The organism is Rivularia sp. UHCC 0363, assembly GCF_034931125.1.
Lineage (GTDB): Bacteria > Cyanobacteriota > Cyanobacteriia > Cyanobacteriales > Nostocaceae > Rivularia.
Window position 1 is genome coordinate 48169 of record NZ_JAYGHM010000022.1, and the last position, 26089, is coordinate 74257.

Annotated in this window: 17 protein-coding genes; 7 read left to right on the plus strand and 10 right to left on the minus strand. The window is 39.8% G+C overall.

The window, feature by feature from the left end; all coding sequences use genetic code 11:
• Positions 1-274 precede the first annotated feature (274 nt).
• Positions 275-1900, minus strand: coding sequence for a Ppx/GppA phosphatase family protein (locus VB797_RS14450; RefSeq protein WP_323238381.1), 1626 nt, complete (start codon positions 1898-1900; stop codon positions 275-277).
• A gap of 287 nt (positions 1901-2187) precedes the next feature.
• On the opposite strand from VB797_RS14450, the gene VB797_RS14455 reads away from it, so the two are divergent.
• Positions 2188-3069, plus strand: a complete 882-nt coding sequence (locus VB797_RS14455) for a 4-hydroxybenzoate solanesyltransferase (RefSeq protein ID WP_323238382.1) — start codon at positions 2188-2190, stop codon at positions 3067-3069.
• 353 nt (positions 3070-3422) lie between these two features.
• A complete protein-coding gene (locus VB797_RS14460) occupies positions 3423-4001 on the plus strand; it encodes a hypothetical protein (protein ID WP_323238383.1) in 579 nt (192 codons plus the stop codon).
• A 154-nt stretch (positions 4002-4155) separates the two neighbouring features.
• Here the strand turns inward: VB797_RS14460 and VB797_RS14465 are convergent, their stop codons facing one another.
• The 4 genes from VB797_RS14465 to VB797_RS14480 all read right to left on the minus strand — a co-directional run bounded on the left by VB797_RS14465 (position 4156) and on the right by VB797_RS14480 (position 9051).
• Positions 4156-4773, minus strand: a complete 618-nt coding sequence (locus tag VB797_RS14465; protein WP_323238384.1) for a Coq4 family protein — start codon at positions 4771-4773, stop codon at positions 4156-4158.
• Positions 4774-4832: 59 nt separating this feature from the next.
• Positions 4833-5267: a KGK domain-containing protein gene (locus VB797_RS14470; protein WP_323238385.1), complete on the minus strand. Its 435-nt coding sequence runs from the start codon at positions 5265-5267 to the stop codon at positions 4833-4835.
• Positions 5268-5543: 276 nt separating this feature from the next.
• A complete protein-coding gene (locus VB797_RS14475) occupies positions 5544-6962 on the minus strand; it encodes a thioredoxin-like domain-containing protein (protein ID WP_323238386.1) in 1419 nt (472 codons plus the stop codon).
• A gap of 172 nt (positions 6963-7134) precedes the next feature.
• Complete coding sequence (locus VB797_RS14480) at positions 7135-9051, minus strand: hypothetical protein (protein ID WP_323238387.1); 1917 nt, start codon at positions 9049-9051, stop codon at positions 7135-7137.
• Between the two features lie 687 nt (positions 9052-9738).
• Here VB797_RS14480 and psaA point away from each other — a divergent pair.
• The 4 genes from psaA (at position 9739) to VB797_RS14500 (ending at position 16884) form a co-directional block, all read left to right on the plus strand.
• Complete coding sequence (gene psaA / locus VB797_RS14485; RefSeq protein WP_323238388.1) at positions 9739-11997, plus strand: photosystem I core protein PsaA; 2259 nt, start codon at positions 9739-9741, stop codon at positions 11995-11997.
• Between the two features lie 137 nt (positions 11998-12134).
• On the plus strand, positions 12135-14351 hold the full coding sequence (gene psaB, locus VB797_RS14490) for a photosystem I core protein PsaB (protein ID WP_323238389.1): 2217 nt from the start codon (positions 12135-12137) through the stop codon (positions 14349-14351).
• Positions 14352-14768: 417 nt separating this feature from the next.
• The gene (locus tag VB797_RS14495) at positions 14769-15647 is read left to right on the plus strand and encodes a site-specific DNA-methyltransferase (protein WP_323238390.1); all 879 of its coding nucleotides are present in this window, start codon (positions 14769-14771) and stop codon (positions 15645-15647) included.
• A 253-nt stretch (positions 15648-15900) separates the two neighbouring features.
• Positions 15901-16884, plus strand: coding sequence for an SGNH/GDSL hydrolase family protein (locus VB797_RS14500; RefSeq protein WP_323238391.1), 984 nt, complete (start codon positions 15901-15903; stop codon positions 16882-16884).
• Between the two features lie 159 nt (positions 16885-17043).
• On the opposite strand, the gene VB797_RS14505 is transcribed toward VB797_RS14500, so the two are convergent.
• Both VB797_RS14505 and VB797_RS14510 read right to left on the minus strand, forming a co-directional pair.
• Positions 17044-18726, minus strand: coding sequence for a serine/threonine-protein kinase (locus VB797_RS14505; RefSeq protein ID WP_323238392.1), 1683 nt, complete (start codon positions 18724-18726; stop codon positions 17044-17046).
• Positions 18727-19231: 505 nt separating this feature from the next.
• A complete protein-coding gene (locus VB797_RS14510; protein WP_323238393.1) occupies positions 19232-21328 on the minus strand; it encodes a BamA/TamA family outer membrane protein in 2097 nt (698 codons plus the stop codon).
• A 167-nt stretch (positions 21329-21495) separates the two neighbouring features.
• Here VB797_RS14510 and VB797_RS14515 point away from each other — a divergent pair, with 167 nt between their 5' ends.
• Complete coding sequence (locus VB797_RS14515) at positions 21496-22860, plus strand: lipid-A-disaccharide synthase-related protein (protein ID WP_323238394.1); 1365 nt, start codon at positions 21496-21498, stop codon at positions 22858-22860.
• A gap of 735 nt (positions 22861-23595) precedes the next feature.
• On the opposite strand, the gene VB797_RS14520 is transcribed toward VB797_RS14515, so the two are convergent.
• From VB797_RS14520 to VB797_RS14530, 3 genes are all read right to left on the minus strand, one after another.
• Positions 23596-24168 (minus strand): DUF3727 domain-containing protein, encoded by a 573-nt coding sequence (locus tag VB797_RS14520; RefSeq protein WP_323238395.1) that lies wholly within the window; start codon positions 24166-24168, stop codon positions 23596-23598.
• A gap of 149 nt (positions 24169-24317) precedes the next feature.
• Positions 24318-24788, minus strand: coding sequence for a Holliday junction resolvase RuvX (ruvX, locus tag VB797_RS14525; protein WP_323238424.1), 471 nt, complete (start codon positions 24786-24788; stop codon positions 24318-24320).
• Positions 24789-24831: 43 nt separating this feature from the next.
• Positions 24832-26076, minus strand: a complete 1245-nt coding sequence (locus tag VB797_RS14530) for a GNAT family N-acetyltransferase (protein WP_323238396.1) — start codon at positions 26074-26076, stop codon at positions 24832-24834.
• Between the last annotated feature and the right edge of the window lie 13 nt (positions 26077-26089).

Genomic DNA, 26089 nt, shown 5'->3' on the forward strand with positions numbered 1-26089 from the left:
TCATATCCCAGTCCATTTTAATGGACTTCCGCTATTAGCCCGGAAATTGATTTCCGGGCGGTTATGAGCTTCTACTATTAGCTCCGAACAATTATTTTGTATTTACGCATAAGTTAAAATTTCACTCTAAATTCGGCTTCCCTCTCCTTACTAAGGAGAGGGATTGAGGGTGAGGTTTTATATTTAATTTGATCCACTTACTTACAACAATGCAACCCGCATAATGGTGCGTTAAGATCTCGGCTAACACACCCTACAAATCTAATCAATCTTCCTACAAACTCGCGATCACTTTAACCCCAAATACTTCCTCAAATATTAATTTGCTATAACTCAAACTCCAAAGCTCGATCGCACAATCATCATCTTGACGATGTGGAATAGCTTTTAAATATAATACTTTATCATCCTTACGATAATCGCATTCAATTCTCGATATTGCCCCAATCTGTCTTCTATCGAGAGATGTTGCTAATCTCAATAACGGACTTAACTGTTCTACTACCAATTTATGCTCTTTTGTAGCTAAGTTTTGGAAGTTCTCGTGCTTTTTCTTGGGCTGAGATTTACGATGATAACGCGCTAAATTAGCAATAATTTCGATTTCTGTTTCGTTATAACCGAGCAATCCGCTGTTACGAATTAAATAATATGAGTGTTTGTGATGGGAAGAATGATTTATATAATGTCCGCAGTTGTGTAATATTGCCGCAGCCCATAATAAAAATCTCTCTTGATTCCCCCATTCGTGTAGATGACCTTTGGTTTGGTCAAATAATGATAAAGCGAGTGCAGCTATTCGTTCGCTATATTCCAGATTAACATTATATTTATTGGCAACTCTTAATACGCTTCGCTGTCTGATCGTACTTTGAAAGCGCAGACGATTATCGATTAAATCATGCGCTAACATCCAATCTACTATTACTCCTTCTCGTAACGCCCGTCCACAGGTGGTTAGGGATTCTACACCTAAAAGTGTCATTGCTTCTTGTAATATTACTGCTCCTGCTAGTATAACTTCTGACCTTTTCTCTGGCATACCAGGTATATTCGCTCTCTCCTCGTTAGTCATTTTCCGCAAGCGCGATACCCATTCCCGCAAGTCTTTTAAAGTAAAGCCATAACCGTTCAATGTTGAAAAGGTAGAATCTGACGTTTCTCTAGCATGAATGCTAGCTAAGGTTTCAATTGTGCCGGAAGTCCCTACTAAACGAGCTTGTTCGCCAAAATTAATGTTTGACAAGACTTCTTCTGCTGCACGTTCGAGCATTCCTCTTGCATAGGCTCCCAGGTAGTTAAATTCATGGTCGCTGATGGGGTCGGTGGTGATTAATTCGCTGGTTAATCTGACGGCTCCAACTTTGCTGCTAGTAAGACAGCGCTCCTCGTGGGAATCACCTAAAATTAACTCTGTGGAACCACCACCAATATCAATGATAATATGTGGCTCGTTGTTAAATTCCATCCCCGAAAGCACACCCAAATAAATTCGTCGCGCTTCTTCTTGTCCGGAAATTAAATCAACATCTAAATTCAACTCTTGTTTGATGCGGTACAAAAATTCTCTACCGTTGGGTGCTTCTCTTACCGCGCTAGTTGCTACCGCAATTATTGTTTCAGCATTTAGGGTTTTGGCAATCTGTTGAAAGCGACTTAAAGCCGCGATCGTTCTGGACATTGTTTCAAGTTTGAGGTTTCCCGTCTCAATATCGCGATCGCCAAGTCTAACGGTGTCTTTCTCTTTGCCGATAATGCTAAAAGATGGTAAATGCGGTTCAATTCTGACAATTACCATGTGTACCGAGTTGGTACCTAAATCAATAGCTGCAATTATGCGGTTATTATCAACTTTATCAACGAAAATATTCTCTATTGCTTTGATCACGGAATTAACCATTTGTTTTGCGATAAAACTTAGTAATAATTAGTTCTTAGGAATCTTATCAATGCAGTCATTGGATTTAGGCACTCGATACAAATTAATTTTAATAAATTTCAAGATTTTCTACCTTAGCCTGCATTCAAAAGTTAGCTGATGCTGTTTTTCTACAGCTTCACTTTAAACTATCCAGAATTAGTTTAGTTTTTATTTGGTTTTTATTGTGTTTTATAAACATCAAATCAAGCTATTCTATAGTTGTTAATAAACGTAAAGCAAACCGTATTGATAATTTCTTCATTGCTATGGTTACTCAACCAGAACAAAAAATTGAATCTACATTTAGCAAAATCATCCGACTTCTACGGTGGAACAAGCCAGAAGGAAGATTAATCTTGATGATTCCCGGTTTGTGGGCGGTATTTTTAGCAGCACAAGGAAAACCCCCTTTACCATTAGTAGGAGTGATTATTTTAGGTACTCTCGCGACAAGTGCTGTTGGCTGTGTCGTCAACGATTTATGGGATAAAGATATAGATCCAGAAGTAGAAAGAACGAAAAACCGTCCCCTTGCTTCTCGGACGCTATCGATCAAAATAGGCGTAGTCGTAGCGATTGTAGGAATGGCTTGTGCTGCTATTCTCGCTTTCTATCTTAACCCGCTCTCGTTCTGGTTGTGCGTCGCAGCAGTTCCGGTAATTTTGCTTTATCCAGGTGCAAAGCGGGTATTTCCCGTACCTCAATTGGTGCTTTCTATTGCTTGGGGTTTCGCCGTACTGATTAGCTGGAGCGCGGTTACACAAAACCTTTCACAACCAACCTGGCTGCTTTGGGGTGCTACTGTATTGTGGACATTAGGATTTGATACAGTTTATGCCATGAGCGATCGCGAAGATGACAAACGCATCGGTGTCAATTCCAGCGCGTTGTTTTTTGGTGACTATGTGGAAATGGCGATCGCTGTCTTTTTTATTGGAACTGTTGGTTTACTAATTTGGTTGGGAATCGTTACACATCTTCATATTGCATTTTGGATAAGTCTTGTAATTGCATCTGCTGGTTGGGTATGGCAATATCTACGTTTGATAAAAGCAGACTTACCCGCAGCAGCTTACAGTGAAATGTTTCGACAAAACGTTTGGATTGGTTTTATTTTATTAGCGGGAATGATCGTTGGGAGTTTTTGAAGCCTGATAATTATGATTTGATGTTTTATCCGGCGCTTTGTTACCGCATCTACACAGGCAAAACCCCTCCGGGTTCACTAGTTTGGCGGGACGGAAACCGACACCGCCAACTAGATTCACCGCCTGCGCGGGTTTAAAAATCAATTAGTCCACGTAGGTGGACAATGAGCGGTGTAGCCGCGTTCACCGAAGGTGTGCCGCAGGCATATTAAATCGCCAGGTTTTTGAACGACAAGCGAAATTTTACGGATTTTATATAAAAATTGAGTAAATATATCCAAGGCTAGATGTGTAAATATACGATATTCATTACTAGTTGAATATATATCTATTTAATTTAAGTCTTTGATTCGATGAAGCAAGCATATTTATTGAAACTTACCACGATAGCTTTACTATCCTTGGGAAGTGTGGGAGTTATTGGGGGAGGATTCTTTTTTACACAGGCTTTTAATAACAAAAAATCAACTGAGATAGTAATAAATAACTCAAATTATCAAGATATTCGTCATCATACCTGGTCTAATCAAACACAAATAAAGCACTTTCCCGCTGTCGTTCCGAGCATTGCTAAAGAGGTGCGGGTTATTTATTATCCGGGTTCTCCAGAATACGGCAGAATTTTTCAACTCAGGATGAAGTTACCAGAAACGCAGATCGAAAAAGCACTTTTAGAATATAAAGATATAGCTAAATATAAATATCAAGGTGGTGATACAAACGACCATGCTAATCAGGAAAATGGCGTACCAACCACTTTTTTGTATACCAGCGACTTGCAACCAGGAACTTTTCCATCAACCTATGAAATATTAGTATTAAATGCGAACAATCGGGGGACTTCCGACTTTCCTTGGAATCATGGAGATAGCTATGGAGTAGCAATTGATAAAATGGCTTCAGAAATTGTTTATTGGGCTGAAGAATGGTGAAACGATTTTGGATTTTATATTTTATATTTTATATTTGTCCTACGGACACGCAATACCTACGGTACGCTCATGAGACGCGAATGGATTTTGGATTATTAATTAAATGTTTGTAATTTATTGTTAGATTCACATCATTTACTTGACGAATATAGGCTTATTTAAATAATTGAATTTGCGGTAATCCCAAATCTTCCCTAACTTTAGTCAAAGCTTTATCCCAATGTTCTTCAAAGCGATATCCCAACAAAAACTTTGCTTTTTTAGCTAATTCTTGCCCTTTTCGTTGATTCTCAACAATCGCTTTAACTTGTCGGGGTGCAATGATTGGATAAAGCAATTTAGCAAACCAAAAGCTAATTTTTAACGATGTACTATAATTTTGTGCAGCAGCAAATGCTAAAACTCCTATTTCTCCTGCATAACTGGTATCAAAGCCAAGTAAAACATGAAAAATATCGTGAGTAACAACATATCGTAAAGCGAAGACATTTCGTCGAGCAACTTCTTCTAATTCGGGACTAATATTAAGTGGTTGAAGGTTGTTTCTCTTCATATGTTCGGCATATTCCCGTCCAAATGTAGCTTCTGGATATGTAATTAATTTATCTAAATCAATTTTCGGGTGATACCCTACTACATCTTGTAATTTATCCGCAACTTGTGGAGAAACTTTCGCACCTAAAATATCAGACTTAAGAATAGCAAAATCACCAAAATTGCCAGAATTTTTGTAATCTAAAGCTGTTTGAATTTGTTTTAATTTATTCAGCATACGATCCAACTGAAAAATTATGGGTAAGATAACTTTTTACATTATATACTGATTAAAATCTATTTCCATTCACCGATCGCATTATCAGAAGCTATATGACAAATCTCATCTAACAATGCTTCGTATTCAATAGGTTCCTCTGGAATAAACCCCAAATAAATTTGATTTTCATAGTTATTTCCAGGAAATACCCGTATTTCTATTTTTAACTTGCCATTCTCCCAACCTTGACCGCTACTTCTTAAAACTTGACAGTCTGTAATATATTGTTGCTTAATTTCGGTTAAACGAATCTTTGTTTTACCAATAGGTATATTACCGAAAAACTCCAACATTGAAGCACCAGGATGAAAGCTATTGTATTCGTAAATATGTCTTTGTAATTTCTCTTGAATATTCTCTTCAACTAATTGTTGAATTCTGCTAGCTTTCAAAGTATCTTCTCCTAAAAGTACAACATCATCGCATTCTAAAAGTATAAAATTATTATTCATATTCATACAATTTAAACTAAACCAAATATAAACACCATTATCCTGATAATTTAAACTGAATTATCAACATAATCTGCCAATTTGCTGACAAATAATAACTAACTTAACGCTCTAAAATTACCTATCTCTCCTTATCTCTTTTCTCTGCGTTCTCCGCGTCTAGTAAGGTTTTTTTTAAATCCGTAAATTTCCTATAAAAAACAAATAGTTAGGATAAAGTTACTCACTTTTAAAAATATTGATAATGGTGCGTTACTCTACCGCGAACGCACCCTACTAATTAACAATACAAAAATCTGGCGCACATAAACCAGAAAACTCCATAGTTCCCACTTTTAAAGTATCCAAATTGACCTTCCGAATTACATGATTATTCGTATCCGCTACATATAAATAACCATCAAGAATACTAACTCCCGAAGGTTCTGAAAAACAGCTATCTAAAAAACTTTTACAATCACCCGTAACCGGATTTACTAACTTAATTTTGTGGTTATATGTATCGGCTATCCACAAATTACCATCAGCATATTGTATTCCCAAACAATGCTGTAACCTGACATCAAAACCAACTCCATCAACATCACCAAAAGCATTTAAATCTCCACTACCGCAGATTGTTCTTACCTGCTGCGTCTCTAAATTAATACCGCGAATCGAACTAACTTCACTATCGGCAATATATAATTCACTGCCATTAGTTGTAATACCGCTAGGTTGAGCAAAAGCAGATTCCAAAAGCGAACCATCAAAGCAAGATTCTGCACCTCTACCAGCGTAAACTCTAATAATATTGCTGACTAAATCTAATTCCCAAATTTGATGACAACCAGCCATTGCAATAAATAGCTTATTTCCCAAAACTAAATCCCAAGGAGAATTAAGGTTTTGTTCTCCGGTACCTGCAATAGTTTCTACTTTTTGATGATTGAAATCAACTTTTCGTATTGCATGGTTTTCTGTATCAGCTACATACAATATATTATTTACTCGATCAAAAGCCATTCCTTGAGGTGCGAAAAATTTTGCATCCTCGAAATTACCATCTTTTAAACCAGTACCGCTACCAATTAAATGTAAAACTTCCCCATCTAAATTACTAACAACAATACGATGATGTCCGGAATCAGCTACAAATAATTTTGAATCAGCAGCTAATACTTTACCGGGGAATGCTAAAGGTGTAATTAAAGGTGTTTTCTGTTTTTCTAAAATTAAATCAAATTCTTGAAAATCAATCGTACCCTTTTCTTGATGCAGTTGAATTAACTTGGCGATCGCTTCATCTAAAATCTCACGCTTCCCTTCACCTGTTAAGGTTGCTAGCACATAACCTTGCGGATCGATTATCGCAAAAGTCGGATAAGCCTTTACAGCATATTCTTGCCAAACTCGAAAATTCCTGTCAACTAAAACCGGGTGTTCGATATCGTAACGTAAAATAGCTTGACGAATATTTTCGGTTTCTTTCTCATTATCGAATTTAGCCGAATGTACCCCAATTATCGTTATGCTATCCTTGTATTTTTGTTCGAGATATTTTAAATCCGGTAAAACGTGCAGACAGTTAATACAGCAATAAGTCCAAAAATCAAGAATTACTATTCTTCCCCTAAGTTGTTTTAACGAAAAGGGTTTTTCAGTGTTTAACCAAGGGTAATCTTGCGGTAATTCCGGAGCGCGAATACGAGACATTTATTAATTGGTAATTGGTAATTGGTAATTAGAAGATTTTTAACCCGCGCAGGCGGTGAATCCACCCCTGTGCGCGGGTTCCCCGCGTTGAAGGGAGTGGTGAACCCGGAGGGGTTTTGCTTGTGTAGCAGCGGTAACAAAGCGCCGGGTGAAATATGAAAAAACAATTTCTCTACTTACTTGGCTGTTCAATTACAGGTACTTGAGGTACTTCAAGATCGGGAGTTGGTACGGGGGTTACAGGTTGAGGAAGATTGAAATATTCCCCTAATTTCTTAGTTGTAGATTTCGCTTCTGGAGTTATTTCAATTCGAGTTTCTGGTATTCCCGGTTGTTTTACTGGAGGTTGAGTTTCTAAAGGTTCAACAATTTCGGGTAATGTAGGTGGTAAATCCGGAGTTGGTTCTATTTTTGGTTCCACATCGCGATTCAAATATTTATCGAATCTTGTTTTTGCTGGGATTTCTTTTGTTTCTACTTCAGGTGTTATCTCTGGTGTCGGAGTTTCAATTACTTCTGGAATTGTCTCTTCTAATGTAGTTTCCGGTGTAGGAGCTTTAATTACTTCCGGAATTGCTTCCACTTTTGGTTGTGGAATTGTTGTTTTATCTTGCTTACCACGTTTGAATCGATTAAAAAATCTTTCCGGTTTCGATTCTGGTATTGTTTGTGGTATCGGTTCTTTATTCGTTTCTAATTCTGGAGTTTCGATTACTTCGGGAATTGTTTCTTCTAAACTAGTTTCTGGTTGCGGTGTTTCAATTATTTCTGGAATTGTTGTTTTATCTTGCTTACCACGTTTGAATCGATTAAAAAATCTTTCCGGTTTCGATTCTGGTATTGTTTGTGGTATCGGTTCTTTATTCGTTTCTAATTCTGGAGTTTCGATTACTTCGGGAATTGTTTCTTCTAAACTAGTTTCTGATTGCGGTGTTTCAATTATTTCTGGAATCGGTTCCGCATTTTCGGGTGTCGGTGTTTTAATTACTTCTGGAATTGGTTTTAAAGTACTTTCGGGTTGTGGAGTTGGTGTTTTATCTTCACCACGTTTGAATCTATCAAAAAATCCACCTTCTGATTTTTCTGGTTTTTCTTCTACTTGATTTTCTGTTGGGATTTCAACTGCATAATTTGAGTCTACAATTCCGCGTAAATCTTCCGCTGAAAGTTCTCCTCGAACAATTTTCGCAAGGGTGTCTTTACCTTTAGGTTCGTAATTAATAACTTTGACGATACTATTAAAAACGTTTTTTACTGGATTACCTTCATTATCAAGAAATTCTAGTTTCACCCAGTTTTGACCTTGGTTAAATCCTTTAAGATATAGTGATTGCCAACGGTCAATAATAAAACTTTCATTATTTATTGTGCAGCGAATTCGCCAGTCTGCGATCGCGCTATCGGGATTATCTTTAGCTAGAATATGTAAGGGAGCGTTGGTTAGATAAAAATCAAGTAAAATCGGCTCTGCACCATAGCTACCTTCGGGATGATTGTAAGTTAATATTGGCAGGCTCGGATCTGGATTGTTATCATCGCTCTTGGTAAATACGTGAAATTTAGTTTGAGCGTAAGCACCTTCATTTTTAAAGCTTTCGTGCCAAGGACGAGATGCAAAGACACGCAAAGTATGAGTACCCGCAGATAAATTGGATAACTCTAACGGTTGGTTTAAGTCGTAAATTTCTAATCCTGGTTGATTATCTAAAATTACCTTTAAATGAGACCCTAATTTGTACTGTGCGTTTTTAAATATTGGTAAATCCTTAACTTGTAAGCTAACTTTCAATTTATCTTCTTGTAATACTTGCTCTGGCTGAGGATTAAGTATTTTTACCTGCGGTTGATAAACTTCTAATGCTTCACGTAATTCTTGAATAACTTCGGGAGGAGCAACTTCAGAAATTTTTTGAGAAAGTTGTGCATTCTTTTGCTGTATTGGTTCAGATAAATTAATCGATACATCTTGACTGACCGCTTTATCTCCGCAAGCGGTTAAAGTCAATATTAGAAGTCCTATTGTCAAGGTCTTAACCAGCGCGTACCTTTTCCGAATCAACTTTGTTAAAGCCTTAGTAAGCAATTTCATATTTTCTACCTGGTAATTACCCAACAATTTATATCGCTTCTATACAAATACTTATAATACCTACGATATAAACGATCGGAATAAAACTATTACCGAGAAAGTGACGATCTATTTTCGTAGCTTCTCAGACAAGCCGATCGCCAAAAAATTTGTTTCTTTTTAATCAATACAAACCATATATTTTGCATATAAAAATATATGTTTACAATATTTTACACATTTAGTTTGATTGATGTTTATTGATTTAGCAAAAGCATCAATTTTTACTTGTAGATTTTATTGATGCCGTGCTTCGACCTTCTTGAGGTAGGTTACTCCAGGTATCGTCACTATAAGATAAAACAATGAACTAGAGCGGCAAAATTAGATGATTGTATGATAAGCACCGGAAAAAATACATCAATTGTTGCGGTTTGTAAAAAAAATATACAAGCTATTGACATTTTAACCAAGCCCAAAGTCTAGAAGTGTGATCGCGCCAAAATTAGAGAAGTTTTAATTATTGTTAATCAGACGCTCACAATGTGGGTTATATGACTTTATAATTCAACGAGAAAGCAATATTCCGCATAGAGTCTTTGCTACTGAAAAAAAGCAATATAAGTGAAAATGCAAGAATGCGTAACATTTATTTATGAAGACAACTAGTGGAAAAAACCTCAGTCCTTTTTTTAGAGAGGAGGTCGAATGACAATAAGTCCTCCGGAGCGAGAGGAAAAGAAAGCAAGAGTCATCGTTGATAAAGATCCGGTCCCAACCTCGTTTGAACGATGGGGCAAACCCGGTCACTTTGACAGAACCCTTGCCAAAGGTCCAAAAACCACCACATGGATTTGGAACCTGCACGCACTCGCCCATGATTTCGATACACATACAAGTGACTTAGAAGATATATCCCGCAAGATATTCGCAGCCCACTTCGGACATCTAGCCGTAGTGTTTATCTGGCTGAGCGGGATGATATTTCACGGCGCTCGTTTTTCCAACTACGAAGCTTGGTTAATGGACCCGTTAAATATCAAGCCAAGCGCCCAAGTTGTTTGGCCTGTAGTTGGTCAACAAATTTTAAATGGTGATGTAGGTGGTGGATTCCACGGAATTCAAATCACCTCCGGTTTATTCCAGGTATGGCGCGGTTGGGGTATAACTAGCTCCACTCAGCTATATGCAACAGCCATAGGCGGCTTGGTAATGGCAGGTTTGATGCTATTTGCCGGTTGGTTCCACTATCACAAACGCGCTCCCAAATTGGAATGGTTCCAAAACGTGGAGTCGATGCTCAACCACCACTTATCAGTGTTGTTGGGTTGTGGTTCCTTGGGCTGGGCTGGGCATATAATCCATGTATCTGCACCAACTAACAAGTTGTTAGATGCGGGAGTTCCCCTCAAAGACGTGCCGTTGCCTCACGAGTTCATCTTGAATAAAGACCTGTTGACCGAGCTTTATCCTGGCTTTGCTAACGGATTAGCGCCTTTCTTCACCTTGAACTGGGGTCAATATGCAGATATTTTGACCTTCAAAGGCGGTTTAAACCCCGTAACTGGCGGTTTGTGGATGTCAGACATTGCCCATCACCACTTGGCGATCGCGGTAGTGTTCATCGTCGCAGGTCATATGTACCGTACCAACTGGGGTATCGGTCACAGTATTAAGACAATTTTGGAAAATCATAAAGGACCCTTTACTGGCGAAGGTCACACGGGAATTTATGAAAACTTGACCACATCATGGCACGCTCAACTAGCTGTAAACCTTGCAGCATTGGGTTCGTTGACCATCATCGTGGCGCACCATATGTACGCGATGCCTCCTTACCCATATTTGGCAACTGACTATGCAACTCAGTTGTGTATCTTCACTCACCATATGTGGATTGGGGCTTTCTGTATCGTCGGTGGTGCGGCTCACGCTGCTATTTTCATGGTGCGGGATTACGACCCAGTAGTAAACCGAGACAACATTGTAGATCGGGTACTTCGCCACAGAGATGCGATTATCTCCCACTTGAACTGGGTATGTATATTCTTAGGCTTCCACAGCTTTGGACTTTACATTCACAACGACACCATGCGTGCTTTGGGTCGTCCCCAAGATATGTTCTCGGATACGGCGATTCAATTGCAGCCAGTATTTGCTCAGTGGGTACAAAACCTACACACTTTGGCACCTGGTGGCACTGCACCTAATGCATTAGAACCCGTGAGCTACGCTTTCGGTGGCGGTATTCTAGCTGTAGGCGGAAAAATCGCGATGATGCCCATTGCTTTGGGTACCGCTGATTTTATGGTTCACCACATCCACGCCTTTACAATTCACGTTACCGTCTTGATTCTGTTAAAAGGCGTACTGTTTGCTCGCAGTTCTCGGTTAATTCCAGATAAAGCAAACTTAGGTTTCCGCTTCCCTTGCGACGGTCCCGGACGCGGTGGTACTTGTCAGGTATCCGGTTGGGATCACGTATTCCTCGGATTGTTCTGGATGTACAACTGTATATCGGTTGTAATTTTCCACTTCAGTTGGAAGATGCAGTCAGATGTATGGGGAACCGTAGATGCAGCAGGCAACGTATCGCACTTAACTGGCGGTAACTTTGCTCAAAGTGCAATTACCATCAACGGTTGGCTGCGTGACTTCTTGTGGGCGCAAGCTTCACAGGTAATCAACTCTTACGGAAGTGCGCTTTCCGCGTATGGTCTACTGTTCTTGGGCGCTCACTTTGTATGGGCATTCAGCTTAATGTTCCTGTTCAGCGGTCGCGGCTACTGGCAAGAATTAATTGAGTCAATTGTCTGGGCGCACAACAAATTGAAAGTAGCACCAGCAATCCAGCCTCGCGCTTTGAGCATCATTCAAGGTCGTGCTGTTGGAGTCGCTCACTATTTATTAGGCGGTATCGTTACCACCTGGGCATTCTTCCATGCCAGAATTATTTCGTTAGGCTAGCAAACTCAACTCAAGAGTTAGGAGTTAGGAGTTAGGAGTTAGGAGTTAAAAAATACTTCTTCAACTCATAACTCATAACTCTCAACTCATAACTCAAATTATTTAATGGCTCTCATGTCAGAGGATTTATAAAACCTATGGCAACAAAATTTCCAAAATTTAGCCAAGACCTCGCCCAAGATCCGACTACTCGTCGGATTTGGTACGCGATCGCGATGGGTAATGATTTTGAAAGCCACGATGGGATGACCGAAGAGAATCTTTACCAAAAGATTTTCGCTACTCATTTCGGACACTTGGCAATCATTTTCTTGTGGGCATCCAGCCTGAATTTCCATGTCGCTTGGCAAGGTAACTTTGAACAGTGGATTAAAGATCCTCTTCATATCAGCCCAATTGCTCATGCGATTTGGGACCCCCACTTTGGTAAACCAGCGATCGACGCATTTACTCAAGGTGGCGTAGATTATCCGGTTAACATTGCTTACTCTGGTGTTTACCATTGGTGGTACACCATTGGGATGCGGACAAACAACGACCTTTATTCTGGTGCGGTGTTTCTCCTGTTGTTAGCAGCGGTGTTCTTGTTTGCTGGTTGGTTGCATTTACAACCCAAGTTCCGCCCCAGTCTTTCTTGGTTCAAGAGCGCTGAACCTCGTTTAAATCACCACTTAGCTGGTTTATTCGGTGTTAGCTCCTTGGCTTGGACTGGTCACTTGGTACACGTAGCAATCCCCGAATCTCGCGGACAGCACGTAGGTTGGGATAACTTCCTTAGCACCCTTCCACACCCAGCAGGTTTACAGCCCTTCTTCACGGGAAATTGGGGAGCTTATGCAGCTAACCCCGATACCGCAAACCATCTATTTGGTACATCTACTGGTTCTGGTACGGCGATTCTCACATTTTTAGGTGGTTTCCATCCCCAAACAGAATCCTTGTGGTTGACCGATATGGCTCATCACCACTTGGCGATCGCGGTAATCTTTATTGTTGCCGGACATATGTACCGGACAAACTTCGGAATTGGTCACAGCATCAAAGAAATGCTCAACGCCAAAAACTTTTTTGGTACCAAAACTGAAGGACAATTCAACTTACCCCACCAAGGGTTGTACGACACCATCAACAACTCGCTACACTTCCAATTGTCATTGGCATTGGCAGCATTAGGAACAATTACTTCCTTGGTAGCGCAGCATATGTACGCCCTGCCCCCCTACGCTTTTATAGCTAGGGACTACACAACACAGGCAGCGCTGTACACTCACCACCAGTACATTGCGGTATTTTTAATGACTGGTGCGTTTGCTCACGCGGCTATTTTCTGGGTACGCGACTATGACCCAGAGCAGAACAAAGGCAACGTACTAGACCGCGTGTTGAAGCATAAAGAAGCGATTATTTCCCACTTAAGCTGGGTATCCCTTTTCTTAGGTTTCCATACCCTGAGCTTATACGTACATAACGACGTAGTTGTGGCTTTTGGTACGCCTGAAAAGCAGATTTTGATTGAGCCAGTATTTGCTCAATTCATTCAAGCTGCTCACGGTAAAGTCTTGTACGGTATGGACACATTGCTGTCCAACCCAGACAGTATTGCTTCCACAGCAGGTGCTGCTTGGTTGCCTGGATGGGTAGATGCTATTAACAACACTACCAACTCGTTATTCTTAACCATCGGTCCTGGCGACTTCTTGGTACACCACGCCTTCGCATTGGGAATTCACACCACCGTTTTAATCTTGGTTAAAGGTGCTTTGGATGCCCGTGGTTCCAAATTGATGCCCGACAAAAAAGACTTTGGTTATGCATTCCCTTGCGACGGTCCCGGACGTGGCGGTACTTGTGATATCTCCGGTTGGGACTCCTTCTACCTAGCATTATTCTGGTCGTTAAATACAGTAGGGTGGGTAACGTTCTACTGGCACTGGAAGCATCTGGGTATATGGCAAGGAAACGTAGCAGCGTTTAATGAGAACTCCACATATCTCATGGGTTGGCTGCGAGATTACTTGTGGAACTATTCAGCATCGTTGATTAACGGTTACAACCCCTACGGGATGAATAACCTGTCCGTCTGGGCTTGGATGTTCTTATTCGGACACCTGGTTTGGGCAACTGGATTCATGTTCTTGATCTCCTGGAGAGGTTACTGGCAAGAATTGATTGAAACTCTTGTTTGGGCGCACGAGCGGACACCTTTAGCGAACCTAGTTCGTTGGAAAGACAAGCCCGTTGCAATGTCCATCGTTCAAGGTCGTTTGATTGGTTTAGCTCACTTTACCGTGGGTTACATTCTGACGTATGGCGCATTCCTGATAGCCTCAACGGCGAGTAGGGTAGGCGGTTAACCTTTAACAAAGTAAGTAACTTGTTAAAACATAAAATCCCTCATCGAAAGGTGGGGGATTTTTTGTATGGAATTGGGGATTAATAATTAATATTTTAGCTTTTCGGCGGGAAGTTTGTAGGTTGGGTTAGACACGAAAACCAAATTTGGCTTATGACAAGAATTTATCAAATCGTGTCGTAACCCAACATTACGATTGTAGATAAACCAATATTATATTTACCAAAATTTTATAAAATACGAACGATGCAATGTTGGGTTACGGCGATGCAGATTAATTATTCGTGAAAAACCATGCTTTTTCGTGCGCCCAACCCAACCTACAAAATAAAAAATAATATGTAATGATAAACTTTTAATTTATAACCCGCGCAGGCGGGTTTTGCTTGTGTAGCCGCGAATTCCATTCGCCAGGTACTTGAAAGACTTAAACCAACTCCCCCCTTACTACTCCACAAAATACGGCGCAGCCTATCTAGGAGACAGCTTACAATTAACAAAAAATATCCCAGAAAACAGTATTAATTTAATACTTACCTCACCTCCATTCGCGTTAAATCGTAAGAAAGAATACGGCAACGAAACCGCCGATAAATATATCGAATGGTTTTTACCTTTTACATATGAATTTAAAAGAGTGCTTGCAGAAAACGGCTCTTTTGTATTAGATTTGGGCGGTGCTTATCTCCCCGGTAATCCAATTCGCAGTATTTACCAATACGAGCTTTTAATTCGACTGTGTAAAGAAGTCGGCTTTTATCTTGCTCAAGAATTTTATCATTACAACCCTTCTAGATTACCTACCCCCGCAGAATGGGTAACTATTAGACGCATACGAGTTAAAGATTCGGTTAATTCCGTTTGGTGGTTATCGAAAACCCCTCATCCCAAAGCGGATAATAGAAAAGTTTTAAAGCCTTATAGCCAAAGTATGAAAAATTTGCTTAAAAAAGGCTATAAAGCAAAATTACGTCCCAGCGGACACGACATTTCTGATAAATTTCAAAAGGATAATCAAGGTGCAATTCCACCAAATTTGCTCGAAATTGCCAACACTGAATCAAATAGCGCTTATATGCGACGCTGTAAGGAAGCGGGAGTCAAACCTCACCCAGCGCGTTTTCCTCGTGGTTTTGCGGAATTCTTTATCAAATTCCTTACAGATGAAGACGATATTGTTTTAGACCCCTTCGCAGGTTCCAATACCACAGGTTTTGTTGCCGAAACTTTACAGCGTCGCTGGATATCCTTTGAAATTAACGAAAATTATCTTGTGGGAAGTCAGTATAGATTTTAAAATGACGGAATTTATTAGATATTGCTGTTTTCGGTTGAGTAGCGTCGGCGAAGCCTATCGCAATTGTAAAAACTTCATCAAGTCTCCGAATATACCGATAATTCTTTGTCGAGAATTTAATTAATACTGTTAAAAGTGGCTTTACATAGCTATAAAATGTATTTAAAAATAAGAAAAACAATCATTTATTACAAGCTGATTCAGCGATAACACAGCCGTCATTTGACTAAGTATGGAGTAAAGGAAAAACTACATGAGATTGTATCTACTGGCAATAAGCTTGTTAATCGGATTGACGGTCCCAACATCATTTTTACCAGAGTTAGCAGCACTCAACCCACAACAGGATCGGCTTTCGTTAAACCGGAAAAATGTTTTGCAAGCAACAAAAGTAGAGAATACAGTCTCCGATTCGGAAATATCTTTATCTGACTTTATATCTCAGAGGCTTTTACCACCAGCGGAATCTTCTTATAACCCTCCTCAAGCTGTAAGAAAAAGATTAATATCCGGAAGTCAACTTTACTATGAAAGGTTGGCGGCTCTTAAAGCAGGTTATATCTATACTCGGTTAACTAGCGACAAGCTACAATCGCTGTTAATTAATAGAACAAAATCTAAATTAACATATCAAGATTGGAAAAGTTTACTGGCTTTAGAAGCGGGAGCAATGTCTAGAGGACAAGGTAACAATCGCTTAAGTATTATGTTAGGTGATTCTCTGAGTCTATGGTTTCCCACAAGTCAGCTTCCAAATAAAAAATTATGGTTAAATCAAGGAATATCAGGTGATACTTCCACGGGAGTATTAAAAAGAATCTCGGCAATTTCTTCTACAAAACCAGAAATAATTTATATTATGGCTGGAATCAACGATTTAAGAAAAGGTGCTTCAGATAAAGTTATTTTAAACAATCATCGTCAAATGATTCGTAGTTTAAAACGTTCTCACCCTTCAAGTCATATTATTATTCAGTCAATATTACCAACTCGTTTACCAACAATTCCGAATACCCGGATTCGCACTATCAACTCACAATTAGCAAGCATAGCTCAAGAAGAAGGAGTTAACTATATCGACCTTCATAAATGGTTTGCTGATTTTCAAGGAGATTTACGGCAAGATTTAACTACCGATGGCTTACATTTAAGTTTAGAAGGTTATGAAGTTTGGCTAGCTGCAATTCAACAAATAGAAGAAAAGTTAGCTATTTCTAATGTAGGAAGTAGGGAATAGGGAGTAGGGAATAGGGAATAGGGAATAGGGAGTAGGGAATAGGGGAAAAAATCACCCTCATAAATCATGTTAGCTATGAAGCAAAATGATGCTTGCATAGTTAATATTGCAGAGCTTTTTTCCCCAATTTTTGTGTACCTTCGTGCTGAAGAAACAAAATTAATTATTACCTTGCGAATCAGTTTCAACTGGTTGTGTCGGTACTATTACTGCTGGAGGATTAGAGCTTGATTTCGCTGGTGCTGCGGGTACTATTACAGGTTGACTGGATTTTTTTTCAGGTTTTAGTTTGACGCTATTTTTGGGAGAGGAACTCTTATCACGAGAATCTCTGACTTTTCGCAGTCTTTCTACTAAAGATGGTGAAGGAACTACTTTTTGAGATGAACTAGAAGTTGCTTTCGGTGGAGTCGTATTACTTCTTTCTGATGAACCTGAAGAATCGTTATTATTCCCCGAACTACGTTTTGACGATCGCGATGTGGATCGACTTGAATCGGTTTTTTCCGTATCTTGAGATGAGTTAGAACTATCTGAACTGGAAGTAGTATTGCTTCGTCTACGTCGTCTGGGAGTATAAGTTGTTGATTCGTTTGTGGTTCTAGTTCTTCTTACTCTTCTCTGAGGAGTACTGTTATCGCTAGTGCTTGAAGAATCCGCTTTCGCAGCTTCGGTTTCTTGGGGTGAAGGTGAAGCGGAGGGAGACAATTGTATACTAGGTATTTCTGCCGCTGCTTCATTGACCGATTCGAGCGCTGGTGCAACTTTTTGCCGTTCGGTAGTAGAAGCAATCTTAGTTAAACCAAAGCCCAATGTAATGCCAAAAATTGCTACACCCGTACCAATCAAAACTCTAGGTGAAGGTAATTTTTTCTGCCAAGGTTCTTTAATATCGGTATTTGCTTCTGGAATTGGTGTAGGTGTTACATCTGGTTTGATCGCAGCGACGGGGGCTGGTGCGGGTTCGTAATTTTGAGTTGATAAATCAATTGTTGGGACTGCATGAGTCGATACTGATTGAACAATGGTTCTGCCGGTTCCAGGTAACAAATCTAACCACGATTCTACCGTCTGCGGACGAAAACGCGCTTCTACAGCCATACCGCGCATTACCGCTTGATTCACCGCAGCACTCAAATGGGGCTGCAACTCACGAGGAGCAGGCATTTTTTCTCTATCCCGTAATAACACCGGCATCGGCACTTGTGCTGTTAGTAACGCATAGAGCGTCGATGCTAACCCGTATACATCGGTAGCAGGCGATCGCGGTGCGCTGGTGAGATATTGTTCGATGGGAGAATAACCTTCGGACACCATTCCCGTATGAGTTTGTCTTACCCCGGTGTTAAATTCCCGAGCAATACCAAAGTCAATTAAAATTACTTCATTAGTATTTTGTCGCAGAATAATATTATCTGGCTTGATATCCCTATGCAACAAGCCCTTTTGATGCACTACCCCCAAAGCCGCACCAATTTGACGAATGAAGTGAATTGCGGCAACTTCAGTTAAAGGTATTCCCGGCATCACAAATGCTTCACCCAAGGTATCACCGGGAATATACTCCATTACCATATAAGGTAAACCAGCCTCGACAAAGAAATCGCTGACTCGCACAATGTTGGGATGAACGCAGCTAGCTAATCTTCTCGCTTCATCCTGAAATTGAGATTCAAACTTAGCGAAATCTGGATGCTTTTGAAGTTTATGGTTAAGGGTTTTAATTACCACTTCCTGATGTAGGAAATGATGAGTTGCTTTGTAAGTAACACCAAAACCACCCCTTCCAATCTCCTGGTTGATAGTATATTTACCACCCTGTAGGGTTTTACCAGTTAGCATAGTGATTTAACTCTGGGATTTAACAATTGGGCGCGGGCAATCTAATTTATAATTTTAAACTAGGAGTAGCTTATTAACTGGATGTTTAGAAAACTAAAGTCTTTAAATAGTAACAAATAATACGTAAATCTAGTTTGGTTTATATTATTTCTTTTTCTAATTGCATATTAATCTTTAATATATAATTTGGAGTAATTAAGTATAAGTAACAAACGATAAAATATCTATTTGATTCAGCTATTGTTTAAATAATTATATAAATAATACAATAAGTTTAGATGGGCATTATACCATACTTGGGCTAGGCTGTCTAATTTTTTTAAAGTTTAATCAAAAAGTATTTAACTGTAGAGGACGCGGAGAACGTCCTCATCATAACAATGGAAGAAGGATTTTACCCCTCTTAAAAAGAGACCTAGGGAAGCTTTCTCTAATGCTAATTTTGCTAGTTGGACTACTCAGTTAAGTCTCGAATTGTTCACTAGTCACTGTTAACTGTTCGCTGTTAAAACCGTTGACCGATACCAAAATGAACTTGGCTTTCCCCTTGATCGTTCAGACCGTAATCAGCACGAATCAAACCCAAAGGTGAATTTAAACGCAAACCAGCACCGTAACCAAAACCTTCACCTGGTTTACCCCGTACTCCCGCAGGATTGCCGATGACTGTATCCCCAGAACCCAAATCCGAGGCAAAATCAGCAAACAATACTCCTCCCAAAGAATCTAAAATGGGGATGGGAAAGCGGTATTCTGCGGAAGCCAACACGTAAGACCGACCGCTACCAACATCACCAGCACCATAACCCCGGACGGAATTAGAACCACCTAAATTAAAAGTTTCGTAAGGAGGTAAATCTCCGATCACCGTACCCGCTTGGACGTTGAGAGCAAAAACCTGAGTTTTAGAAGATTCAAATAATTTTACTGGTACATACTGTGTATAGTCAGCCCGTAAACGGTTCATCGATATTTCTCCTTGTCCGAAAGGAAGCGATTGTTCGGTACTTAACTTGAGAACAGAACCTTGAGTCGGATTAAAAGGATTATTGCGGAGGTCTTTGGTCGCGCTTAGAGATACAGTAGCCAAATCATCAATCCCAGTACCGCTTTTTGTCAAAGGATTATTCTGAGCATCATTTGCAGTAACTTTACCTTGTCTGTCGCTGATACTAACGCGAGTGTAGTTGAAGCCTAAACTAGTATCCCAGCCGTCAATTGGACGTTGCAGACTGACGCTACCACCAAACTTTCCTTCCCGGACTTTATCACCGTTGGCTAATTTAACATCACTATCAAAAGTATCAGAAAGTTGACGTTTGCGAAAAGCATTTATACTGTAACCCAAACTATCGGGGTTATTTTCTCGATAAGGACTGGTAAATCTACTATCAAAGTTGATATCCCGTTGAGAAAGCTGCACATTAACATTTAAATTTTCATTGATACCACCAACATTGCGATCGCTATAGCTTAAAGTACCCACAACTCCCTGGTCAGCACTGTAGTTACCCCCGACATTTACAGAACGCGCTCCAGCTTCTTTAATGTAATAAACCACATCAAGATTGTTCGCATCGCCTTCAAGTTCCAAATTAACTACTTCAAATAATCCAGTAGCGTACAACCGCTGTACGTCCTGTCTAACCTTGCTTTCTTGAAATACTTGACCGGATTTAAGCTGTATTTGTTTGTTCAAAAATGCTGGTTCAGTGCGTCCTTTTATTTCTTGACCTTTTTTATCAACCGTTTTATTCTCATCATCAAGAAAGCGGAATTTAATATTTTGAATCTTACCTTCGGCTACATTTACATCCAACATCCCTTGACGATTGGGTTTAATCGCAATTACCCGCGCCAAAGTGTAGCTATTTTCGCTATACCATTTATTGAGATCTTCTACCGCTTTTTTCATCTCTATTGGACTAATCGGTTTACCAATTTGCGATTGAAAAACTTTTTGAGCAACTTCATAGGAAAGCACTTTCGCTCCAGTTAATTGCAGCGAACTCACAATTATCGGTTTTACCTGAAACACCACGCTCAAACCTTGCTCGTTACTGCGACTGCTGACAGTAGCACCAGCAAATAAACCTGTATCTAAAATAGCCGCTACATCTTGTTTTAGCTGAGCTTGACTAGTTTCCCCACCCGGTTGCGTCTTCACGACACCTTGAATAACTTCCTGTAACTCCGAACTAACCCCTACGATCCGCACGTCAGTAGCTGGAACAACGAAATCATTTTCAGTTATGGGAGTTTGGGAAGGAGGGAGAGGGGGATTGGGGGATGGGGAGATTGGGGGATTAGGAGATTGGGAGATTGGGGGAGAATTTTTAATTACTATTGGTATTGATTTTTCTTGATTTTTAACTTGTACCTGATTATTGTTAACTGATTGAGAGAATTGTTGAACAACCAAAGTCTCTGGTTGAGAAATAACCTGTGTTGGTGCGGGGGTATCCTTGACTACCGGAATTACAGTATTTTTCCCTTGTGGGTTATCGGTAAGGAGAGTAGAATCGGTTGCAGTTGCCTGCTGGTTGATATTGCTAGCCGCTAAACTAACTAAAGTAAAAATTGCCGCAGAAGAAACTCGCATAATATTTAGCCTGAATAACTGAAAGTTAGCTTGTACTTTGATAATGAGTTTTGATAAACGGTTTCGCCTTCCGGGATAATACTAACTTCCAGCTTTTTTTATTTTGCTTATAACTTTATATATCCCTCTTGACTTTTGAGACAGCTAATCAAAAAAAATTGTTTCTTATGAGTGAATTATCACCCCTCTCCTTGACAAAAAAAACACAATCTACTGCTGCTACTTCACGATTGTTGGTATTGAGTAACGGACATGGAGAAGATGCGATCGCGATTCGCATTTTACAAGAACTGCAACAGCAACTATCACCGGAAATCTTCGCTTTACCTTTAGTTGGTGAAGGACGTGCTTACCAAAAATTAGATATTCCGGTCATCGGTTCAGTACGTTCGATGCCTAGCGGTGGCTTTATTTACATGGACTCGCGGCAGTTAGCGCGGGATGTACGGGGTGGTTTACTGCAATTGACTCTCAATCAATTTAAAGCGGTGCGTCGCTGGGTAAAAACTCAGAAAAAATCCGGCTATAATGTAAAAATTTTAGCTGTCGGGGATATCGTACCGTTATTATTCGCTTACTTGAGCGGTTGTGAATATGCTTTTGTGGGTACGGCAAAATCGGAATATTATCTCCGAGATGAAACTGGGTGGTTGAAACGAGATAGCCAAAAAGCACGTCGGGAAGGTTGGAGCGGTTCGGTTTATTTACCTTGGGAGAGGTGGTTAATGAGTCGCGATCGCTGCAAAGCTGTATTCCCCAGAGATTCTTTAACAACAGAAATATTAAAACAGTGGAAAATCCCCGCTTTCGATCTGGGGAACCCAATGATGGATGGTTTAAATCCCAGCTTCCCATTACAAAAGTTTTATACTAGCGATACTCGACGACAAGAAATCGAACGTCCTTTAGCAGTAACTCTCTTACCCGGTTCCCGCACCCCAGAAGCTTACGCAAACTGGGAAAAAATTACAGTTGCAGTTTCGGCATTAATGGCAATGTTCCGCGAACAAGATTTCGTCGGACACACCAGTGGTAACGTCGTATTCTTAGCAGGAATTGCCCCCGGTTTAGACTGCAATATCTTAGCTGAAACCATCAAAAGTCAAGGCTGGCAAATTGTACCCAACGAATCATCTCCCATTCAGATTCCCGACCCCCAAGCATTGACATTTAAGCAAAAAAATGCATATATAATTTTGACCCAAAATACCTATAATGACTGCTTGCATTTAGGGGATATAGCGATCGCAATGGCAGGAACAGCCACAGAACAGTTTGTCGGCTTGGGTAAACCAGCATTTATCATACCTGGAGAGGGGCCTCAATTTACCCCAGCTTTCGCAGAAGCTCAAAGTCGTCTTTTAGGTTCATCAGTAATTTTAGTTAAACATCCCGCTGATGTAGCGGTTGAAATCAAAACCCTATTTGCGAATCCCGATCGACTATATGCAATTGCTAAAAATGGCGAGAAACGCATGGGTAAACCCGGTGCTGCTCGAAGGATTGCCAAATGTTTGATGAAGAATTGGTAATTGGGTATGGTTTTTGAGATTGATAAAATTCAAAATCGTAGGTTGGGTTAGACACAAAAAACTATTTTGAATTGTATAAAAATCTATCAAATCGTGTCGTAACCCAACATCAACAGATTGTAGGTTGGGTTAGACACGAAAAACTATTTAAAATTCTACAAAAATTTATCTTTTCGTGTCGTAACCCAACATCAGTAATGTGGATAAATAAAAATATCTTTGCCCAAATATAGTCTTATCCACAATTGAATGTTGGGTTACGGCGATTAGATGAATTATTAGTTGAAAACGATTATTTATGATGCGCCTAACCCAACCTACTATAAATGAATAAATGTTTAATTTTATTTTAGATTAATCCAGCAATTTTTAAATCCTGATTTGTTGCTAATTGTAGCGTTTTTATAGATTCATTTGGATGTCCATCAATTGTCTGTACCTGTCCACAAAGAAGATAAGCTGATGTGCAGCTAAATTATATAATGCGAAAAAATGAAAGCATTGTAGTGCGAGCATCTTGCTCGCTAGTATTATACAAATTAAGTGCGTAACAGCTTATTAGGTTACGGCGATTAAATGAATTATTAGTTGAAAAGGATTATTTTTCGTTCGCCGTGAAGCTAACCTACCATCTGATTTCCCCCCAAAATAGAAAGACGTAGCAGTGCTACGTCTCTACATTAGTTATTGTAATATTTTACAAGGTGAAATTAAGAATAAAAATTTGAATAATTCTTAATCAACTTCGTTAAAGAGATGCTCTTCCAAAAATGGTTGAAATTCGCGAAACTCTTCTGGTGAAAGCAACTCGGGTTTTCCTTGTGAAGATATTCGAGCAAAAAATAGCAGCGGGTCTAATGGTGTATAAATCGCGTATTCTTGTTCTTCGTGATAGAAACTTGCTAATAACTGTAACTGTTCGGGTTCTAAATCTGTTCCTTCGTCTTCAATTTCTAAGGTAAAAATATCTGACTCTTCGATATCCGGCAATTCACCGGAAGCTGTTAAAGCATACGCTGTGTTTTTTAACACCAAATTTTGCTCGGATAAAACAGCTTGAGCAGTACTAAAAATCTTTTCGATTGTAGCGTCATCCTCTACAAGCACAGCTTCTTCAGCCTCACCGTCGGTTTGCCAAGCAAAAATTTCTACAGGTGAGTCAACAGGAAGCAATAAAAAGTACTCTTGCTCATCTACTTCAAGCGAATGCTCGACATAACATTCAAGTGACCTTCCAGTTTCATCAGTCAAGGAGATGGAACTTTGATTGGAACGCTCGTTTTCTTCAGGAAATGGAGATGGGTACATAGCCGAGTAAAAGCACAAAAATTAATATCAGCTTGAAAATAGATTACTCTATCATTCAGCAAAAATTCTTAACGACAAATAGCTGACGATAGAAAAATGCTGATTCTTGTTCTCAGAATATCATGTCAAAAGCTATCAAAATTAAGCGTTTATTTTAAGGATTTTTTCTGTCTTCTAGTATCTAACCATTGTTGCAGTATTAATGCTGCCGCAAATCGATCAATTAATCCTTTATTACGTGAAGGAGAAATTTTTTGGGCAATGAGCATTTGTTCCGCTTGATACGAGGTTAAACGCTCATCTACGTATTCTACAGGTAGTTTGAGAATTGCAGCTATTCTTTTAGTAAATTTCTGTACGTGACGTGCTTGAAAGCCTAAAGAGCCATCCATAGAATAAGGTAGCCCAACTACCAAAATCTCGATGTCTCTTTCTTGAATTATTTGCTTGAGTTGCTCGACATCCCGCTCGAAAGAAGTGCGGTGTAATGTAGTAATTCCACTCGCAATTAAACCAGTGCGATCGCACCCTGCTATCCCTACTCTTTTATTACCTACATCTAATCCTAAAGCGGATATATAAGAAGTTTCTTTTGTACTGCTTGGGGTTTGAGAGGACATCTCGGCGGTTATATCTTCTCTTCCCTGTTGCTCTATCACATTATTACTCCTGGTGAGTATCTGCTAAAGGTGTTGAAGTCCCTTCTACGTTAACTTTTTTGTAGGGTAGAACAATGCTTTCTTGAGAAGATTTATTCAATGCACCTCTATCTAACATAAGCTTACTTTTTTCTTGCTTCCACAACATTCCTCCTGGTATCGGTTTGCGTGCGGGTTGCAGTCCTTGCAACATTTCGGGTAGCTGAATTCCTTCTAAGGAAACGAATTTCGATTCCCGGACTTTGTGCCATACGGAACGAGACATGATTAATGTGTGTTCGATACGACTTGCTCCGATTTGTTCGAGATATTCTTCTCCTTCTGGCTGATAATCTGCTGATGCGACTTTTAGCGAAGAGGAAGGAAAATCTTGGGTAATGCGTGCCATCTGAGACAGTAGCTCTGGATACAGCCAAGTGTATGCGGGATGAACTGTTAAGGTGGCAATATGGGATGTTTCTCCTTTGCGATCAATTCTCAGTTGAAAATAGCCAATAGCTGCTTTTCTCTGGGGTTCAAATACGTAACCGCTAACTACTTCTGATTTTGTCAACCACTGCTTGAGTGCATCTGCTAATGCACCGAATAAACCAGTTTTAAAGTCATGGGTTTGACGGTCAAATACCTGGCGAACCAAAGGCGGCATTGATGCAGTATCAAGTTGATATAATAGCTGAGCATCTGCATTGCTCACGGGTAAAAGATTCGGTAAATCTGGTTCAGCTTGTGCCAATGACGCTAACAATTCTGGCTCAACTTCCCAATATGTCATTTCAGCCAAACGCTGAAACCCGTTCTGACGATAAAGTGCCAAAGCTTCTTTATCATTAACATTTGCTTCCAAAACCCAGGTACGAGCTTCTAAAATCGACTCAAAGCAGTAGCGTAAAAGTTGAGAACCGATCGCCTGTTTATTGACATTTTTCTCCAGCATGACTCGGTTGACGCGCCAAGTACTGCGTGTTTTATTAAACGGTGATACCTGCACAATCCCTAACATAGTACGTCCTTGCTCTGCCACATAAGCACAAAGACGATGTTGTAAAGGGTTCGGGAACCAGCTTAAAAATTTCAGTAATCCAAAATTACGCCGCATTTTTTGCAACTGCTGGGTTGCAAAGTGTTCTTCGTTAGGGTTTTCACCCGCAAATGACTCCTGGGAGAGACGTTCGATATCATCCAAGTCTCGGTATTGGACTGGTCGAATAATTATATTAATATTCTGAGAAAGTAATGATGTCATTTTCATCTCTATCTGCTGT

Bases quoted from the DNA above. Each gene is read 5' to 3' on its own strand.
- VB797_RS14450 (WP_323238381.1), bottom strand. From the start codon at position 1,900: ATGGTTAATTCCGTGATCAAAGCAATAGAGAATATTTTCGTTGATAAA.
- VB797_RS14455 (WP_323238382.1), top strand. From the start codon at position 2,188: ATGGTTACTCAACCAGAACAAAAAATTGAATCTACATTTAGCAAAATC.
- VB797_RS14460 (WP_323238383.1), top strand. From the start codon at position 3,423: ATGAAGCAAGCATATTTATTGAAACTTACCACGATAGCTTTACTATCC.
- VB797_RS14465 (WP_323238384.1), bottom strand. From the start codon at position 4,773: ATGCTGAATAAATTAAAACAAATTCAAACAGCTTTAGATTACAAAAAT.
- VB797_RS14470 (WP_323238385.1), bottom strand. From the start codon at position 5,267: ATGAATAATAATTTTATACTTTTAGAATGCGATGATGTTGTACTTTTA.
- VB797_RS14475 (WP_323238386.1), bottom strand. From the start codon at position 6,962: ATGTCTCGTATTCGCGCTCCGGAATTACCGCAAGATTACCCTTGGTTA.
- VB797_RS14480 (WP_323238387.1), bottom strand. From the start codon at position 9,051: ATGAAATTGCTTACTAAGGCTTTAACAAAGTTGATTCGGAAAAGGTAC.
- psaA (WP_323238388.1), top strand. From the start codon at position 9,739: ATGACAATAAGTCCTCCGGAGCGAGAGGAAAAGAAAGCAAGAGTCATC.
- psaB (WP_323238389.1), top strand. From the start codon at position 12,135: ATGGCAACAAAATTTCCAAAATTTAGCCAAGACCTCGCCCAAGATCCG.
- VB797_RS14500 (WP_323238391.1), top strand. From the start codon at position 15,901: ATGAGATTGTATCTACTGGCAATAAGCTTGTTAATCGGATTGACGGTC.
- VB797_RS14505 (WP_323238392.1), bottom strand. From the start codon at position 18,726: ATGCTAACTGGTAAAACCCTACAGGGTGGTAAATATACTATCAACCAG.
- VB797_RS14510 (WP_323238393.1), bottom strand. From the start codon at position 21,328: ATGCGAGTTTCTTCTGCGGCAATTTTTACTTTAGTTAGTTTAGCGGCT.
- VB797_RS14515 (WP_323238394.1), top strand. From the start codon at position 21,496: ATGAGTGAATTATCACCCCTCTCCTTGACAAAAAAAACACAATCTACT.
- VB797_RS14520 (WP_323238395.1), bottom strand. From the start codon at position 24,168: ATGTACCCATCTCCATTTCCTGAAGAAAACGAGCGTTCCAATCAAAGT.
- ruvX (WP_323238424.1), bottom strand. From the start codon at position 24,788: ATGTCCTCTCAAACCCCAAGCAGTACAAAAGAAACTTCTTATATATCC.
- VB797_RS14530 (WP_323238396.1), bottom strand. From the start codon at position 26,076: ATGAAAATGACATCATTACTTTCTCAGAATATTAATATAATTATTCGA.